1 protein-coding gene is annotated in these 20020 nt (G+C 78.3%); it reads left to right on the plus strand.

All coding sequences use genetic code 11. From position 1 onward, the window contains the following. Positions 1-2: 2 nt before the first annotated feature. A partial coding sequence (locus tag ACR807_RS09540) for a non-ribosomal peptide synthase/polyketide synthase (protein WP_438920863.1) occupies positions 3-20020 on the plus strand: 20018 nt, incomplete at its 3' end.

Consider the following 20020-nt stretch of genomic DNA (forward strand, 5'->3'; position numbering starts at 1 on the left):
GGATGCCCAGCACCGGCACGTCTCGACACGCCCTGACCGCTCGACACGCCCTGACCGCGGCCCAGGCGGAGGTGTGGGCCGCCCAGCAGCTGGCGCCCGCCGACACGGCCTACACCATCGGCTTCTACCTCGACATCGACGGCCCGGTCGACCCGGAGCTGTTCCGGCGGGCGGTCACCGCGACCGTCGCCGAGTGCCCGGCGCTGCGCGCCAGGTTCGTCGCCGACGCCGACGGGGTGTGGCAGGAGGAGGTTCCCGCGGGACCGGTGCCCGTCCCGGTCGTCCACGCCGCCGACGAAGCCGCCGCCGTCGCGCACATGCGGGCCGACCTGGACCGGGTGGTGGACCTGGCGCGCGGGCCGGTCGCCGCGCACGCGCTGCTGCGCCTCGCCCCCGACCGGCACCTGTACTACTTCCGCTGCCACCACATCGCCGTCGACGGCTTCGGGCAGGCCCTGTACTGGCGCAGGCTCGCGGAGGTCTACACGGCGCTGGTCGGGAACGCGTCGCCGCCGCCCGCGTCGTTCCACCCGCCCGCCGCCCTCGTGGAGGAGGAGGACGCCTACCGCCGGTCGGCGCGCGCCGAGCGCGACCGCGAGTACTGGGCGACGGCCCTGGCGGGCGAACCCGCGCCCACCGGTCTCGGCGGTCGCACCGCCGCGCCGTCGTCGAGCCCGGTGCGCCACCGCGCCCGGCTCTCCGCCGAGGAGGAGGCGCGGCTGGCGGAGGTGGCGACGCGGTGCGGCGCCCGCACGTCCGCCGTGCTCACCGCCGCCGTGGCCGCGTACGTCCACCGCCTCACCGGCGCGCACGACGTCTCCCTGGCCGTGCCGTTCACCGGCAGGCTCACCCGGACCGCGCTGAACACGCCCGGCATGCTGGCCAACGAGCTGCCGGTGCGGACGGCGGTGCGCCCGTCCGACCCGTTCGCCTACGTCGTCACCCGCACCGCCGCGGCCCTCGCGTCGGCCGCGCGGCACCAGCGCCACCGCGGCGAGGACCTGCGCCGCGAGCGCGGCGGCGACGCGCCGGCCCGGGTGCTCGTCAACATCCTGTCGTTCGACATGACGCCCCGGTTCGCCGGGCACGAGGCCCGGCCGGTGCAGCTGTCCACGCCGCCGGTCGCGGACGTCGCCGTCACCTTCTTCGGCTCTCCCGGCGCGCCCGGCGGCGTGCGGGTCGTGCTCGACGCCAACCACCGGCTCCACAGCCCCGCCGAGGCCGCCGCCCACCTGGACCGCTTCCTCGGGTTCCTGCGCGCGCTGCTCGCGGCACCCGACGCCCCGGTCGGCCGGGCGGAACCGCTCCTCCCCGGCGAGCGGGAACGCCTGCTCGACCTCGGCAGCGGCGCACCGGCCCCGGCCGGGCGCGCGGACCTGCCGGACCACTTCCGCGCGGTGGCCCGCCGCCTGCCGGACGCGACCGCGGTCGCCTGGTCCGGCGGGTCGCTGACCTACGCCGAACTCGACGCCGCCTCCGACCGCCTCGCCGCACGGTTGCGCGCCGCGGGCGCGGGCCCGGAGCGCTCGGTGGCGCTGCTGCTCGACCGGTCGGCCCACCTGGTCGTCGCGACCCTCGCGGTGGCCAAGTCGGGCGCGGCGTACCTGCCGCTGCGCGCGGGCAGCCCGGCCGCGTACCAACGGCGGCTCGCCCGGGACGTCGTGGCGGTGGTCGCCGACGCGGCCACCGCGGCCGAGGCCGCGGGCCTCGACGCGCCGGTGGTCGCCGCGGACGACCCGCGCGAGGAGGCCGGGGACCCGGGTCCCCGCCCCACCGGCGGGCATCCCGACCGGCTCGCCTACGTCATCCACACCTCCGGGTCGACCGGCGAGCCCAAGGGCGTCGCCGTCACCCACGCCGACGTGGTCGCGCTGGCCCTCGACGGCGCGTTCCGCGGCGGCGCGCACGACCGCGTCCTGCTGCACTCCCCGCACACCTTCGACGCGGCCACCTACGAGCTGTGGGTCCCGCTGCTCAACGGCGGCCGGGTCGTGCTCGCCCCGCCGGGGCAGCTCACGGCCGCCGGTCTCGCCGGGGCCGTCGCCGAGCACCGGGTGACCGGGATGTTCCTCACCAGCGCCCTGTTCCAGCTGATCGCCGAGCAGGACCCGGCCGCGTTCGCCGGCGCCCGCGAGGTGTGGGCGGGCGGCGAGGCGGTCCCGGCGGGGGCGGTCCGGCGCGTCCTGTCGGCCTGCCCGGACCTGACCGTCGTCAACGGCTACGGTCCGACCGAGGCCACGACGTTCGCGCTGAAGCACACCGTGCCCCCCGCCGCACCCCTCTCCGGCCCTTCGGGCACCGTCCCGATCGGACTGCCGCTCGACGGCGTGCGCGTGCGCGTCCTCGACACCCGACTGGGACTGGTCCCGCCCGGCGCGCCCGGCGAGCTGTACCTCGCCGGGGAGGGCCTCGCGCGCGGCTACCGGGGCCGACCGGGGTACACCGCCGAGCGCTTCGTCCCCGACCCGCACGGCCCCGCCGGGAGCCGGGCGTACCGGACCGGCGACCTGGTGCGCTGGACCGACGGGGGAGTGCTGGAGTTCCTCGGCCGCGCCGACGACCAGGTCAAGCTGCGCGGCTTCCGCATCGAGCCGGGCGAGGTGGCCGCCGTGCTGGCCGGGCACCCCGCCGTGGGCGCGGCGCACGTGGTGGTCCGCGAGGACCGGCCCGGCGACCGGCGCCTGGTCGGCTACCTCACCGCGACCGCGCCGGTGTCCGCCGCGGAGGTGCGCGCGCACGTCGCCGCGGTCCTGCCGGACTACCTGGTGCCCAGCGCGCTGGTGGTGCTCGACGCGTTCCCGCTCACCCCCAACGGGAAGGTGGACCGGGCCGCGCTGCCCGCGCCCGAGCGCGCCGCGGGCACGGGCCGCGCGCCGGCCACACCGCGCGAGGAGGCGCTGGCCGGCCTGTTCCGCGAGGTGCTCGGTGTGCCCGCGGTGTCGGCCGACGACGACTTCTTCGCCGCCGGCGGCCACTCCCTGCTGGCGCTGCGGCTCGTCGGCCGGGTGCGCGCGGTGTTCGGGGCGGAGCTGGGCCTGCGGGAGGTGTTCGACGCGCCGACGGTGGCCGCGCTGGCCGCCCGCCTCGCCCCCACTGCCACCGGCAGGCCGCCGATCACGCCCCGCACCCCGGGCACGAGGGTGCCGCTGTCCTCCTCGCAGCGCAGGCTGTGGGTCCTCGACCGCCTCACCGCCGACCGGGCCGCCTACCACGTCCCGGTGGCCGTGCGGCTGACCGGCGACCTCGACCGCGCCGCGCTGGGCACCGCGCTGCGCCTGGTGCTCGACCGCCACGAGGCGCTGCGCACCGTCATCGCGGAGGACGCCGGGGGACCGCACCAGGTGGTGCTCGCGCAGCCCCGGTTCGCCGTGGCGGACCCGGGACCGGGCGAAGCCCCCGCGGACCTGGTCCGCCGCCCGTTCGACCTCGCCGCGGACCTGCCGCTGCGCGCCTGGCTGCTGACCGAGCCCGGCGGCGCGCACGTGCTCCTGCTGGTCCTGCACCACATCGCGGGGGACGAGCGGTCGCTGACCGTGCTGACCCACGAGCTGGTGGCCGCCTACACCGCCGCCACCGAGGGGCGGGCGCCCGACTGGCGGCCCCTGCCCGTGCAGTACGCCGACTACGCGCTCTGGCAGCACGAACTGGCCGCGACCGACGCGGACGGGGGGCCGGGGTGGTGGCGGGACCGCCTCGCGGACCTGCCCGCCGAACTCGCGCTGCCCGCCGACCGGGCCCGCCCGGCGGTGGCCTCGTACCGCGGTGGCGAGGTCACCGCCGCGGTACCCGCCCCGCTGCGGCGACGGCTGGCCGCGCTCGCGTCGGACCGGGGCGCGACGCTGTTCATGGTGCTGCACGCGGCGCTGGCCGCGCTGCTGAGCCGGACCGGCGCGGGCGACGACGTCACGGTCGGGGCACCCGTGGAGGGCAGGCCGGACCCCGCCGTCGACGACGTCGTCGGGGTCTTCCTGAACATGCTGGTGCTGCGCCTGGACACCTCGGGCGACCCCTCGTTCGCCGAGCTGGTGGACCGCGCCAGGGACGTGGACCTCGACGCCTACGACCACGCGCACGTGCCGTTCGAGCGCGTCGTGGAGGAGGTCGCCCCCGAGCGGTCGCTGGGCCGGCACCCGCTGTTCCAGGTGGTGCTCGCCCTCAACGTCGAGCAGGACGCCGCGCTGCGCGCCTTCGACGCGCTGCCCGGCCTGTCCGCCTCGGCCGCCACCGTCGGCACGGGCACCGCCAAGTTCGACCTGACCGCGACCTTCGTGGACCGGGGCGGGGAGCTGGCGCTCACCCTGGAGTTCGCGCGCGACCTCTTCGACGACGGGACCGCCCGCCGCCTGGCGCGGTGGCTGGTGCGCGTGCTGGAGCAGGGCGCCGCCCACCCGGACCGGCCGATCGGCGAGCTGGACCTGCTCGACGCCGACGAGGCCCACCTCCTGCGGGTGACGTGGAACGACACCGCCGTCCCCGGCACGCCGCCCGACGTCCTGGACTCGGTGTTCGCGCAGGACCCCGCCGCCGTGGCCGTGGTGTGCGGCGGGGCCGAGATCACGTACGGGGACCTGCTCGGGCGGGTGGAGCGGGTGGCGTCCGGGCTGCGGGCCCGGGGCGTGGGCGCCGAGTCCGTGGTCGGGGTGGTGCTGCCCCGGTCGGTGGACCTGGTCGTGGCGCTCCTCGCGGTCTGGCGGGCCGGCGGCGCCTACCTGCCGCTCGACGCGGGGCTGCCCGCGGAACGACTGGCGTTCCTGCACTCCGACGCCGCCCCCGCGCTCGTGGTCACCGAGGGCGTCATGGCGGAGCTGTCCCGGGGGACCGGCGCGCCGACCCCGGGTGGCGCCGTGCCGCCGGACCGGGCCGTGCTGCCGGACCAGGCCGCGTACGTGATCTACACGTCGGGGTCGACGGGTCGGCCGAAGGGTGTGGTGGTGTCGCGGGGGAACGTGGCGAACCTGTTGGGTGACATGCGGGTGCGGTTGGGTTTGTCGTCGTCGGACCGGTGGTTGGCGGTGACGACGGTGGGGTTCGACATCTCGGTGCTGGAGCTGTTCGGTCCGCTGACCTCCGGCGGCCGGGTCGTCCTCGCGGAGGAGCGCGACGTCCGAGACCCGGCGGCCCTGCGCGCCCTCGTCGAGCGCCGCGGCGTCACGGTCGCGCAGGCGACGCCCACCCTGTGGGACGTGGTGCTGGCGAGCGAGCCCGCCGCGGTCGACGGGCTGCGCGTGCTCGTGGGCGGCGAGGCGCTGCCCGCCGGTGTCGCGGACGGGCTCGCCGCGCGCGCCGCGTCGGTGCTCAACGTGTACGGGCCCACCGAGACCACCGTGTGGTCCACCAGCGCCCCCGTGCGCGGCGGGGACCTGCCCTCCATCGGCGGCCCGCTGGCGCGGACCCGGGTGCACGTGCTCGACGAGCGGCTGCGCCCGGTGCCGGTCGGGGTGCCCGGTGAGCTCTACATCGCCGGGGCCGGCGTCACCCGCGGCTACCTGGCGCGCGGCGCGCTGACGTCGACGAGGTTCGTCGCGGACCCGTTCGACCGGTCCGGGCGGCGGATGTACCGCACGGGCGACCGGGTGCGGTGGCTGCCGACCGGCGAGCTGGCCTTCCTCGGCCGGATCGACGACCAGGTGAAGCTGCGCGGGTTCCGCATCGAGCCGGGCGAGGTCGAGGCGGTCCTGCGGGCGCACCCGGCGGTCGGCGCGGCGGCCGTCGTGCTCCGCGAGGACGTCCCCGGAACGCCCCGGCTCGTCGCCTACACCACCGGCGCCGCCGAGCCCGCGGACCTGGCGGCCCACGCCGCCGCCCGGCTGCCCGGCCACGCGGTGCCCGCCGCGTTCGTCGTGCTCGACACCCTGCCCACCACGCCGAACGGCAAGCTGGACCGGCGGGCCCTGCCCGCGCCGGACCTCCCCGCCCCCGGTCCCGGCCGCGCACCCGCCACGCCGCGCGAGGCACTGCTGCTCGCCCTGGTCGCGGAGGTCCTGGGCGTGCCGGACGCGGGCGTGGACGACGGGTTCTTCGCCCTGGGCGGCGACAGCGTCCTGGCCATGCGCCTGGTCGCCGCGGCCCGGAAGCGCGGGCTGGTGCTGTCCGAGCGGGACGTGTTCAGCCGCGCGACCGTCGCCGACCTGGCGTCGGTGGCCGCCGACGTGGCCGGGGAACCGCCGACCGCCGCCGGGACCGGGGAGCCGCCGGCCGCCGCCGGGCCGGCCGGGCGCGACGACCCGGCACTGCGGGCCGAACCCGGCGTGGAGGACGTCCTGCCCCTCACGCCGTTGCAGGAGGGGTTGCTGTTCCACCACCTCTACGAGGGCGCGGGCGGCGACGTCTACACGATCCAGGTCCACGTCGACGTCGACGGCGCGGTGGACGCCGCCCGGCTGCGCTCCGCGCTGGACGAGCTGGCGCGCCGGCACCCGGCCCTGCGGGCGGAGTTCCGCCACGCCGGGCGCGCCGAGCCCGTGCAGGTGATCCGCGACGACGTCCGGGTACCGCTGCGGGAGGTCGTCTCCGCCGGGTTCGACCGGGTCGCCGAGCAGGAGCGCGCCACCGGGTTCGCGGCGGACACCGCACCGCTGGTCCGCTGCGCCCTGGTGCGCGGCGACGGCGACCGGTGCCGGCTGCTGCTCACCCTGCACCACCTCCTCGTGGACGGCTGGTCGCTGTCGGTCCTGCTGCGGGACCTGCTCGCCGCCTACGCGGGCCGCGTGCTGCCGCCCGCCCGGACCCACGCCGACCACCTGCGCTGGCTGGGCACCCGCGACCACGCCGCCGCGCTCGCCGCGTGGCGGCCCGTGCTGGCCGCCGCCGGCGAACCCGCGCTGCTGGCGGCGCCCGGGGCCCGGTCCACCGAGCCGCCCCGCGCCGTCCGCTTCGACCTGGGCGAAGCCGGGTCCGCCGAGGTGGTCGCCTTCGCCCGCGCCCGCGGGTTCACCGTGAACACCGTCGTGCAGGGCGCCTGGGCGCTCGCGCTCGGGCACCTGCTGGGCCGGGTCGACGTGGCGTTCGGCGTTGCGGTGGCGGGCCGGCCGCCGGAGCTGGCCGGCGTCGCGGACGTCGTGGGCCTGCTCGCGAACACCGTCCCGGTGCCCGTCCACGCGCACCCGGCGCGCACCGCGGCCGACCTGCTCACCACCCTCCAGCGGCAGCAGGCGGACCGCTCGTCGGCCACCCACGTCGGGCTGGCCGACCTCCAGCGCCTGGCCGGCGGCGACCTGTTCGACACCGTGCTCGTGTTCGAGAACTACCCCTACGACCGCGGGGCGCTCGACGACCTGGCCGCCGCCTCGGGCCTGTCGATCACCGGGGTGGGCGGGCACGACGCCACGCACTACCCGGTGACCCTGGTCGTGGTGCCCGGCGCGACGATCTCGTTCCGCCTCGACCACCGCCCGGACCTGGTGCCGCCGGCGCGCGCCGGCGACCTGGCCGCCCTGCTGCTGCGGGCGCTGCGCCTGGTCCTCTCCGCGCCCGACCGCCCGCTGGCCCGCGGCGACCTCCTCGCCCCGGGCGACAGGCGGCGCCTCGCCGCGCTGGACGGCCCGACCGCGCCGCTCCCGCCGACGACGCTCACCGCGCTCCTGGACGACCGGTGCGCCCGGACGCCGGACGCGCCCGCGGTCCGCTCCGCCGGCACCACCCTGACCTACCGCGAGCTGCACGACCGCGCCTCGGCCGTCGCGGCCCGGGTGGTCGCGGCGGGTGGCGGGCCCGGCCGGTTCGTCGCCGTGGCGCTGCCGCGCGGGCTGGACCTCGTGGTCGCCCTCGTCGGCGTGCTCAAGGCCGGCGCCGCCTACGTGCCGGTCGACCCGGAACTCCCGGCCGAGCGCGTGGCGCTCCTGCTCGACGACGCCCGCCCGGCGGTGGTGGTCACGACGCCGGCGGTCGCCCTGCCGCCGGTGTCCGTGCCGGTGGTCGACCCGACCGGCGGCGAACCGGGCGGCGGTGAACCGACCGGCGGTGAACCGGCCGGCGAACCGGCGCCGGGCGTGGTCCTGCCCGTCCCCGCGCCGGGCGACCCGGCCTACATGATCTACACCTCCGGGTCGACCGGCCGGCCGAAGGGCGTGGTCGTCCCGCACTCGGCCATCGTCAACCGGCTCCTGTGGATGCAGGACGAGTACCGGCTGGAGGCCGACGACCGGGTCCTCCAGAAGACGCCCGCGGGCTTCGACGTGTCGGTCTGGGAGTTCTTCTGGCCACTGGTCCAGGGCGCACTGCTCGTCGTGGCCCGGCCCGGCGGCCACCGGGACCCGGAGCACCTGGCGGAGCTGATCCGCGCCGAGGGGATCACGATCGCGCACTTCGTGCCCTCGATGCTGCGCGCCTTCCTCGACGTGCCCGGCGCGCGGCACTGCACCGGCCTGCGCCGGGTCGTGTGCAGCGGCGAGGAGCTGACCGCCGACCTGCGCGCGCGGTGGTACGCCCTGCTGCCCGTGCCGCTGCACAACCTCTACGGCCCGACCGAGGCCGCGGTGGACGTCACCGCGCACGCCTGCGACCCGGCCGACACCGGGCCGGTGCCGATCGGGCGCCCCATCCGGAACACCACCGCGCGCGTCCTCGACGCCGCCCTGCGCCCCGTGCCCGTCGGGACGCCCGGTGAGCTGTACCTGGCGGGTGCCTGCCTGGCCACGGGGTACCACGGCCGCGCCGCGCTCACCGCGCAGCGGTTCGTCGCCGACCCGGCGGGCCCGCCCGGGTCCCGGCTCTACCGCACCGGCGACATCGCCCGCCTGCGCCCGGACGGGGAACTGGACTTCCTCGGGCGCGCGGACGACCAGGTCAAGATCCGCGGCGTCCGCGTCGAGCCGGGCGAGGCCCAGGCGGTGTTCGCCGCGCACCCCGGCGTCGCGGCCTGCGCGGTGGTGGTCCGCGAGGACCACCCGGGCAGCCCGCGCCTGGTCGCCTACGTCGTGCCGGACCCGGGGGCCGCCCCCGACCCCGCCGACCTGGTCGCGCACGCCGCCGCGCGGCTGCCCGAGCACGCCGCGCCCACGGCGGTGGTGCTGCTCGACGCGCTGCCCACCACCCCGAACGGCAAGCTCGACCGACGCGCGCTCCCCGCGCCCGTCGTGACCGGTCGGTCGGGCCGCCCGCCCGCCACACCGGTCGAGGCGGCGCTCGCCGACCTGTTCTCCGAGGTGCTCGGGGTGCCGGGGGTGTCGGCCGAGGACAGCTTCTTCGCGCTCGGCGGCGACAGCATCCTGTCCCTGCAACTGGTCGGCCTGGCCCGCGGCGCCGGGCTGGCGCTGACCCCGCGCGAGATCTTCGAGGCGCGCACCGTCGAGGCGCTCGCGGCGCTGGCGAGGTCCGCGGAGCCCGCACCGCGCCCCGCCCCGGCCCCGTCCGGCCCGCTGGCCCCGTTCCCCATGCAACGCTGGCTGTCGGCGCTCGGCGGCCCGGTGGACGGGTTCGCGCAGGTCCTGGTCGTCCGGGCGCCCGCCGGGGTCCGGACCGCCGACCTGGCCGAGGCGGTGCGGCGCCTGGCCGACCACCACGAGGCGCTGCGCCTCACGGGCGGGCCCGAGGGGCTGCGCGTGCGCCCGCCGGGCGTGCCCGTCCCCGACCCGGTCGCCGTGGACACCTCCGCCCTGACCGGCGCCGCGTTCGCCGACGTGGTCGAGGAGCAGGCGGACCGGGCGAGGCGCGCGCTGAGCCCGTCCGAGGGGCGCGTGGTCGCGGCGGTCCACTTCGACCGCGGCCCCGCCCGACCCGGTGCCTTCCTGCTCGCGATCCACCACTACGCCGTGGACGGGGTGTCCTGGCGCGTCCTGCTGCCCGACCTGGCCGTCGCCGTCGACCGCCCGGGGGAACCGCTGCCCCCGGTCCGGACGGCGCTGCGCCGGTGGGCCGAGCACCTGCACGCCGGCGCCGCCGCCCACCGCGCGGAACTGGCCCACTGGGTCGACGTCCTCCGCGACGCGCCCCCGCGACGCCTCGACCCCGCGCTGGACCGGCACGCCACCGCGGGTCGCCGGCGCGACCGCCTGCCCACCGCCACCACGACCGCACTGGTGGGGGACGTCGCCCGCGCTTTCCACGCGGGCGTCGACGAGGTGCTGCTCACCGCGTTCGCCGTCGCGGTGCGGCTCTGGCGCGGCACCCCCGACCCGGTGCTGGTCGACGTGGAGGGCCACGGCCGGCAGGACGGCGACCTGGACCGCACCGTCGGCTGGCTGACCTCGCTGCACCCGGTGCGGCTGGACGCCGGACCGGTGCGCGCCGGCGACCTCGCGGGCGGGCGGGCGCTCGACCGCGCGCTCAAGCGCGTCAAGGAGCAGCTGCGCGCGGTGCCGGGCCGGGGCGTCGGCCACGGCGTGCTGCGCCACCTCGACGACGAGGGGCGGGCGGCGCTCGCCCCCCTGGGCACACCCCCGCTGGGCGTGAACTACCTCGGCAGGCTGGCGGCAGACGGCGGCCGGGACTGGGACGTGCTGCCCGCGTGGGCGGGCGTCGGCGGACGCGCGCACGAGGACCTGCCGCTCGCGCACGAGATCGACCTGGACGTGGTGGTCTTCGACGGGCCGGGCGGTCCCGAGCTGGACAGCACGTGGACCTGGGCCGCGCGGCTGGTGTCCGACACCGACGTCGCCGAGCTGTCCGCGCTGTTCCACGCGGTGCTCGACGGCCTCGCCGCCCTGGTGCGGCTGCCGGGCGCGGGCGGGCGCACCCCGTCCGACCTGCCGCTGGTCCGGCTGACCCAGGCCGACGTCGACCGGCTCGCCGACGCGCAGGACGTGCTGCCCCTGACCCCGACGCAGGAGGGGCTGCTGTTCCACCGCGCCTCCGTGGGCGCCGACGCCGACGTCTACACGACCCAGGTCCACCTGGACCTGGTGGGGGAGCTGGACGCCGAGCGGCCGGGCGCCGCGCTCGCCCACCTGCTCGACCAGCACCCCAACCTGCGGGCGGGCCTGCGGCACGCCGACCTGTCCACGCCCGTGGCGGCCGTGCCCGCGGCGGTCGGGGCGAGGTGGCGGGTGGTCGACCTGACCGCCACGCCCGAACCCGACCGCGCGAACGCCGCGGACGCGGTGACCGAGGAGGAGCGCACCGCGCCGTTCGACCTGGCCGACCCGCCGCTGGTGCGCGGCGCCCTGCTCAGGACGGGCGTCGACCGGCACCGGCTCGTGCTCACCGCCCACCACGCCGTGCTCGACGGCTGGTCCACGGCGCTCGTCGTGCGGGCGCTGCTCGCCGCCTGCGCCGGGCGGGAACCCGACCTCGCGCCGCCCTACCGGGCCTACCTGCGGTGGCGGGCCGAGCAGGACGCCGAGGCCGCCGCCGCCGCGTGGCGCGACGCGCTCGCGGACCTCGACGGGCCGACGCTCGTCGGCGAGCCGGGCGTGGTCACCGCCGAACCGCCCCGCCCCCTGCGGTTCGCGCTCGACGCGCCGACGACCGCCGCGCTGACCGACCTCGCGCGCGCCGAGGGCGTCACCGTCAGCACCGCGGTCCAGCTCGCCTGGGCGCTGGTGCTCGGCGCGCTCACCGGCAGGACCGACGTCGTGTTCGGCGCCGTCGTGTCCGGCCGGCCCGCCGACCTGCCCGGCGCGCGGGACATGATCGGCCTGTTCATCGAGACCGTGCCGGTGAGGTTCCGGCTGCGCCCCGGCGCCCCCACCGCCGACCTGCTCGCCGAGGCGCACCGCGACCAGGCCGCGCTGCTGGACCACCACCACCTGGGCACCGCCGGCATCCAGCGGGCCGCGGGCCTCGGGGAGCTGTTCGACACCTCCGTGGTGTTCGAGAACTACCCGGTCGACGCCGAGGGACCGGCCGCGACCGCCGGGTTGCGCATCGAGGCGGTCGGCGGGCACGACGCGACGCACCACGCGCTGGGCCTCGCCGTCACGCCCGGCCCCCGGCTGGGGTTCCGCCTCGACGCCCGGCCGGACGCCGTCGACGACGAACGGGCCCGCGCCGTGGCCGGGCTGCTGCTGCGGACCCTGCGCGCGATCGCCGGGCGCGAGCGCGTCCGACCGGCCGGGCTCGTGCTCCCGCAGGCACCCCCCGCGTCGACCCCACCGCGCGCCGGCGGCACCGTGCTCGACCTGTTCGCGGCACGGGTGGCCGCCGCGCCGCACGCCCCGGCGGTGCTCTCCGACTCCGGCACCCTGTCCTACGCGGACCTCGACGGCCGCGCCAACCACCTCGCGGCGGAACTGGTGGGGCGGGGCCTGGGCGCGGAGGACGTCGTCGCGCTCGTCCTCCCGCGCGGCGAGCTGTTCCCCGTCGCGGTGCTGGCGGTCCTCAAAGCGGGTGCCGCCTACCTGCCCGTCGACCCCGACCACCCCACCGCACGTGTCCTCCAGGTGCTCGCCGACACCCGGCCGGCACTCGTGCTCGGCACCGCCGCGCTCGCGACAGGGCTGCCGGCCGACCGGCTCGTGCTGCTCGACGCCGCCGGGCGCGCGGGGCACCGCGACCGCGGCCCCGACGTGGAGGTCCGGCCGGACGCGGCGGCCTACGTCATCCTCACCTCCGGGTCCACCGGCGCGCCCAAGGGCGTGGTGGTCCCGCACCGGGGCATCCCGAACCTGGCGCTGGCGCAGGCCGACCGGCTCGGGATCGGGCCGTCGTCGCGGGTGCTCCAGGTGGCCTCACCCGGTTTCGACGCGGCGGTGGCCGAGCTGTGGACCGCCCTGGCGACCGGGGCCGCCGCGGTGTTCCTCGACCGGGACCGGCTGGCGCCCGGCGCGCCGCTGGCCCGCGCGCTGGCCGGGTTCGCCGTCACCCACGTCACGCTGACCCCCTCGGTGCTCGCCGCCGTGTCCGGGGACGAGGTGCCCGCCGGGGTCGTGCTGGTGGTCGCGGGGGAGGAGTGCCCCGCGGCGCTGGTCGAGCGGTGGTCCGCCGACCACGTGCTGGTCAACGCGTACGGGCCCGCCGAGGCCACCGTGTGCGCCACCATGAGCGGGCCGCTGCGCGGCGCGGTCGTCCCGCCGCTGGGCGAACCGGTCGACGGCGTCGGCGTGCGGGTCCTCGACGCCTGGCTGCGCCCGGTGCCGCGCGGCACCGCGGGCGAGCTGTACGTGTCGGGCGCGGGCCTGGCCCGCGGCTACTCGCACCGCCCGGACCTGACCGCGCAGCGCTTCGTCGCCTGCCCGGACGGACCTCCCGGCGCCCGCATGTACCGCACGGGCGACGTGGTCCGGGTCGACCACGACGGCGCGCTGCGCTACCTCGGCCGCGCCGACCGCCAGGTCAAGGTCCGCGGCGCCCGGGTGGAACCCGCCGAGGTCGAAGCCGCGCTCGCCGCGCTGCCCGGTGTGCGGCGGGCCGTCGTGGTGGTGCGGCCCGACCGCACCGGCGCGCCCTCGCTCGTGGGGTACGTCGTGCGCGACGCCGACGCGGTCGGGGACCCGCGCGCCGCGCTGGCGGCGACGCTGCCCGCGCACCTCGTGCCCGCGGCCGTGGTCGACGTGGCCGGGTTCCCGGTCACGCCGAACGGCAAGCTCGACACCGCCGCGCTGCCGGCCCCCGCCGAGCACGTCCCGGTGGACAGGGCGCCGCGCACCCCCGGCGAGGCGGCCCTCCGCGACCTGTTCGCGGAGGTGCTCGGGGTGCCCGCGGTCGGCCCGGACGACGGGTTCTTCGCCCTGGGGGGCCACTCGCTGCTCGCCACCCGGCTGGTCGGCCGGGTGCGCACCGTGCTCGGGGTCGACCTGGGCGTGCGGCAGCTGTTCGACGCGTCGACACCGGCGGCGCTCGCGGCGTTCCTGCCCGGCGCGTCGGCCGCGCGGCCCCCGCTCACCCGCCGACCCCGCCCCGACCGCGTCCCCGCCTCGCCCGCGCAGCAGCGCCTGTGGTTCCTCGACCGCCTCGACGCGGGCGGCGCCTACCACCTGTCCGCCGCGCTGCGGCTGTCCGGGCCGCTCGACGCCGCCGCCGTGGAGGCCGCGCTCGCCGACGTGGCCGCCCGCCACGAGGCGCTGCGCACCGTCCTCGCCCACGACGCCGACGGCCCGCACCAGAGGGTGCTCGCCGACGCCCGACCGGAGCTCGCGGTGCGGACGTGCGACCCGGACCACCTGGGGGACCTGCTCGCGGACCTGGCGGCCCGGCCGTTCGACCTGGCCGCGGACCTCCCGCTGCGCACGGCCCTCGTCGACGCGGGCGGCGACGGCCACGTCCTGCTGCTGGTGCTCCACCACGCCGCCGCCGACGGGTGGTCGCTGCGGCCCCTGCTGCGCGACCTCGACACCGCCTACACCGCCCGCCTCGCCGGGCGGGCCCCCGACTGGGCGCCGCTGCCGGTGCAGTACGCCGACCACACCCTGTGGCAGCTGGAGGGCCTCGGGGACGAGGACGACCGGGACAGCCCGATCGCGAGCCAGCTCGCGCACTGGCGCTCGGTCCTGGCCGGGCTGCCGCCCGAGACGGCGCTGCCGACCGACCGCCCCCGGCCCACCTCCCCGTCCCACCGCGGCGGTACCGTCCCGTTCTCCCTGGACCGCGCGGACCACGAGGCGCTGCGCGCGCTGGCCCGCGACCACGGCGCCACGCTGTTCATGGTCGCGCACGCCGCCCTGGCCGCCCTGCTCACCAGGGTCGGCGCGGGCACGGACGTCCCCATCGGGACCCCGGTGGCCGGGCGCGTGGACCCCGCCGTCGAAGACCTCGTCGGGTTCTTCGTCAACACCCTGGTGCTGCGCGTCGACACCGGCGGCGAACCGACGTTCGCGGACCTCCTGGCCCGCGTGCGGGAGACCGACCTGGACGCCTACGCCCACCAGGACGTGCCCTTCGAACGGCTGGTCGAGGTGCTGAACCCGCCGAGGTCCACCGCCCGCCACCCCCTGTGCCAGGTGGTGCTGACCGTCAACGACCCCGGGCACGTCGGCCCGCCCGCCCGCTTCGGCGGGCACGCGGCGGTGGCCGAACCGGTCCGGTCGGACTCGGCGAAGTTCGACCTGGTGCTCACCCTGGCCGAACGGCCCGGCGGCGGGGTCGACGGCGAGCTGGAGTTCGCCCACGACCTGTTCGACCCCGGCTCGGCACGGCGGCTGGTGGACCGGTTCCTCCTGCTGCTGCGGGGCGCCGCCGACGATCCGCACCGCCGCGTCAGCACCGTGGACCTGCTGTCCTCGGCCGAGCGCCGCGCCCTGCTCGCCCCGCCCGCGCGGATCGCCGAACCCGACGTGGTGCCCGCGCTGTTCGCCCGGCTCGCCGCCCGCCGCGGCGACGCCACCGCGGTCACCGACGGCACCGCGCGGCTGTCCTACGCCGAGCTGGACCGCCGCTCCGACCGGCTGGCCCGGCAGCTCGCCGCCCGCGGCGCCCGTCCGGAGGCCGTGGTGGCGGTGGCGCTGCCCCGGTCGGCCGACCTGGTGGTGGCGCTGCTCGCGGTGCTCAAGGCGGGCGCGGCCTACCTGCCGCTCGACCTGGACCACCCGCCCGCCCGGCTGGCGGCCGTGCTCGACCTGGCCGACCCGCTCCTGGTGGTCACGGACGCGGCCTCCCGCCCGCTGCTGCCGGGGGACCTGCCGTCACTGCTGGTCGACGAGCCGGGAGGGGCGGAGGCGGAGCCGGTGCGGCCCCACCCCGACCACCCCGCCTACGTCATCTTCACCTCCGGCTCGACCGGAACGCCCAAGGGCGTCGTCGTGCCGCACGCCAACGTGGTCCGCCTGCTCCGCGCCACCGCCGACGACCTCGGGCTCACCGACACCGACGTGTGGACCTGGTTCCACTCCGCCGCGTTCGACTTCTCGGTCTGGGAGATCTGGGGCGCGCTGCTCACCGGCGGCAGGGTCGTCGTCGTGCCGCGCGGCACGAGCCGCTCGCCCGGCGACTTCCGGCGGCTCGTCGCCGAGGAGGGCGTGACGGTGCTGAGCCAGACGCCGTCCGCCTTCGACCAGTTCGCGGCCGAGGTCGCGGCCGAGGCCGAAGCGGGGGCCGGTGGCCGGCTCGCGGTCAGGCTGGTCGTCTTCGGCGGCGAGGCACTGGCCTTCGACCGGCTCGCCACCTGGTGGCGGGCCCGCGGCACGGCGGCCCGCCTGGTCAACATGTACGGGATCACCGAGACCACCGTGCACGTCACCGCCCGGGACCTCGCACCGACCGACACCGGGCCGGCCAGCCTCGTCGGCCGCCCCCTGCCGCACCTGGGGACCGCCGTGCTCGGCCCCGCCCTCGAACCGGTGCCGCCGGGGACGGCGGGCGAGCTGTACGTGACCGGGGCCGGGATCGCCCGCGGCTACCTCGGTCGCCCGGACCTCACCGCCCACCGCTTCGTGGCGGACCCGCACGGGTCGCCGGGCACCCGCATGTACCGCACCGGCGACCTGGCCCGCTGGACCGCCGACGGCGAGCTGGAGTACCTCGGCCGCGTCGACGACCAGGTGCAGCTGCGGGGCTTCCGGGTCGAGCCCGGCGAGGTCGCCGCCCTGCTGGGCACCCACCCGGACGTGGCCGCGGCGGCGGCCGTGGTCCGGGAGGACCGGCCGGGCGACCCCCGACTGGTCGCCTACGCGGTGCCGCGCGGACCCGCGCCGCGCCCGGCCGACCTGCGGGCGCACCTGGCCGCCGCGCTGCCCGAGCACATGGTGCCCTCCGCCGTGGTGGTGCTCGACGCGCTGCCGCTCACCGCCAACGGCAAGCTGGACCGCGCCGCGCTGCCCGCGCCCGCCCGCACCGCCGCGCCCGCCGACCGCGGGTCGCGGGACCCGCGCGAGCAGATCCTGTGCGGCCTGTTCGCCGAGGTGCTGGGCCTGGACGAGGTCGGGGCCCACGGCGGTTTCTTCGAGCTGGGCGGCCACTCGCTCCTCGCGACCCGGCTGGTCAACCGGGTGCGCGCCACCCTGGGCGTCGACCTGTCGGTGCGCGACCTGTTCGACGCGCCCACCCCCGCCGGGCTCACCGCGCGCCTGGCCGGCGCGGGCGCGGCCCGACCCGCCCTGGCCGCCGGCCCCCGCCCGGAGCGGCTCCCGCTGTCCGCGGCCCAGCGGCGGATGTGGTTCCTGCACCAGTTCGGCGGGTCCGCCGCGAGCTACCACGTGCCGGTCGCCGTCCGCCTGACCGGCGCCCTGGACCTGCCCGCCCTGCGCGCCGCGCTGGCCGACGTCGCGGCCAGGCACGAGGTGCTGCGCACGACCTTCCCCGAGGACGCGGACGGGCCGCACCAGCTCGTCCCGGAGACCGGCGCGCCCGGGCTGACCGTCCTCGGCACCACACCCGACCGGCTCGACCACGACCTGACCCGGGAGGCGCTCGTCCCGTTCGACCTGGCGCGCGACCTGCCGCTGCGGGCGACGCTCCTCCGGCTGTCCGAAGTGGACAACGTGCTGCTGCTCGTGCTGCACCACATCGCCGTCGACGGCTGGTCCCTCGGCCCGCTCTCCCGGGACCTCGTCACGGCGTACCGCGCCCGGCGGGACGGCGGCGCACCGGTGTGGCGGGCGCTGCCCGTGCAGTACGCCGACCACGCGCTGCGGGAGGCCGCCCTCCTGGGCGAGGAGGACGACCCGACGTCGCCGCTCGCCCCGCAGGTCGAGCACTGGCGGGCACGGCTGGCGGGTCTGCCGGAGGAGACCGCCCTGCCGCTGGACCGGCCCCGCGCCGCCGTCCGGTCACCCGAGGCCGACACTGTCGGGTTCGCGCTCGACCCCGGGGTGCACGCCCGCGTCGAGGCCCTGGCCCGCGCCCGCGGCGTGACGGTGTTCATGGTCGTGCACGCCGCCGTCGCCGCGCTGCTCTCCCGCCACGGCGCGGGCACCGACGTCGCGATCGCCGTCCCGGTGGCCGGCCGGTCGGAGGCGGCGGTCGAGGACCTGGTGGGGTTCTTCGCCAACACCCTGGTCCTGCGCACCGACCTGTCGGGCGACCCGGGGTTCGGGGCGCTGCTTGACAGGGTCCGCGCGACCGACCTGGAGGCGTACGACCACCAGGACGTGCCGTTCGAGCGGCTGGTGGACCTGCTGGCACCGCAGCGGTCCACCGCTCGCCACCCGCTGTGCCAGGTGGTGCTGACCGTGGAGGAGGACGGCGAGCACCACGCCACCGCGGACGCGTTCGGCGCGGTACCCGGCCTCACGGCGTCGCCGGTGGTCGTGCGGGCCGGCACCGCGGTGTTCGACCTGGCGTTCGCCCTCGCCCGCAGGTCGGCCGAGGACGGGCGGCCCGCCGGGTACGACGGGGTGCTGCGCTACGCCACGGACCTGTTCGACCGGGCCACCGCCACCGCCCTGGCCGGGCGCCTGGTCCGCCTGGTCACCGCCGCCACCGCCGACCCCGACCGCCCCGTCACCGACCTGGACCTGCGCACGGACGAGGACCGCGAGCTGCTCGCGGCCTGGGCGGGCGCGCACCGCCCCGCCGCCGAGGTGGCCCGTTCGCTGCCGGCCGCCTTCCACGCCCGGGTCCGGCTCCACCCGGACCGGGTCGCGCTGCGGGCCGGGTCGCGGGTGCTCACCTACGGCGACCTGGCCGCGAGGGCCGCGGCCGTGGCGCACGCGCTGCGCGCCGCGGGCGTCGGCGCGGAGGACCGGGTCCTGCTGGCCGCGGACCGCTCGCCGGAGGCCGTCGTCGCCCTCCTCGGCGTGCTGGCCGCGGGGGCCGCCTACGCCCCCGTGCACGAGGGCGCGCCGCCCGCGGCGGTGCGGTCCCTGGCGAGGTCGACCGGCGCCGCGGCCGTGGTGGTCGACCCCGCCCACGCGGGGGTCGCGGACCTGCTCGGGCTGCCCACCATCACCGTGCCCGCCATCACCGTCGCCGCGGACGACCCCGTCCGCGAGGCCGCCCACGTCGACCTCACCGCCGGACCGGACGCCCTGGCCTACGTGATGCACACCTCGGGGTCGACCGGTGTGCCCAAGGGCGTCGCGGTCACCCACCGCGCCGTCCTGGAGCTGGCCGCCGACAGCCGCTGGCGCGGCGACGCGCACCGCAGGGTCCTGTTGCACTCGCCGCCGGCCTTCGACGCCTCCACGTACGAGCTCTGGGTGCCGCTGCTGTCGGGCGGCGAGGTCGTCGTGGCACCGCCCGGCGAGCTGGACGTCGCGACGCTGCGGGTGGTCGTCGCCGAGCACCGGGTGACCGCCCTGTGGCTCACCGCCGCCGTGTTCCAGCTCGTCGCCCACGAGGAGCCGGAGTGCCTCGCGGGGGTGGTCGAGCTGTGGACCGGTGGCGACGTGGTCCCCGCCGAAGCGGTGCGGCGGGTGCGCGCCCGCTTCCCCGCCCTGACCGTCGTCGACGGCTACGGGCCCACCGAGACCACCACCTTCGCCAGCTCGCACGCGGTCCGACCCGGCGACCCGGACCCGGCCGCGGTGCCGATCGGCGTCCCGCTCGACGGTGTCGTGCTGAAGGTCCTCGACGCCCGGCTGCGGCCCGTGCCGCCCGGTGTGGTCGGCGAGCTGCACATCGCCGGCTCGGGACTGGCCCGGGGCTACCTGGGTCTGCCCGGTCTCACCGCGGAGCGGTTCGTCGCCGACCCCGGCGGACCGCCCGGCTCGCGCGCGTACCGCACCGGCGACCTGGTGCGCCTGCGGGACGGGGTGCTGCACTACGTCCGGCGCGGCGACGACCAGGTGAAGCTGCGCGGGTTCCGGGTGGAGCCCGGTGAGGTCGAGGCCGTCCTCGGCGGGTTCCCGGGCGTGAGCCGCGCGGCGGTCGTGGTGCGCGCGGACGCGTCGGGGCGGGGCAGGCTCGTCGCCTACCTCGTGCCGTCGCCGGGCGCGACCCTCGACCGCGACCCGGTCCGCGCGTTCCTCGCGGACCGGCTGCCCGACTACCTGGTGCCGTCGGCGTTCGTCGTCCTCGACGCGCTGCCCCTGTCGGCCAACGGGAAGCTGGACCGCGCCGCGCTGCCGGAGCCCGAGGTCACCGCGACACCGGGGCGTGCGCCGCGCACCCACCGCGAGGCCGTGCTGTGCGAGCTGTTCGCCGAGGTGCTGCGGCTGCCGCGACCGGTGGGGGCCGAGGACGGGTTCTTCGAGCTCGGCGGCGACAGCATCCACTCCATCCAGCTGGTCAGCCGCGCCCGCCGCGCCGGGCTGGTGCTGACCGTGCGCGA

It is taken from the genome of Saccharothrix sabaoui (assembly GCF_051756985.1).
GTDB lineage: Bacteria > Actinomycetota > Actinomycetes > Mycobacteriales > Pseudonocardiaceae > Actinosynnema.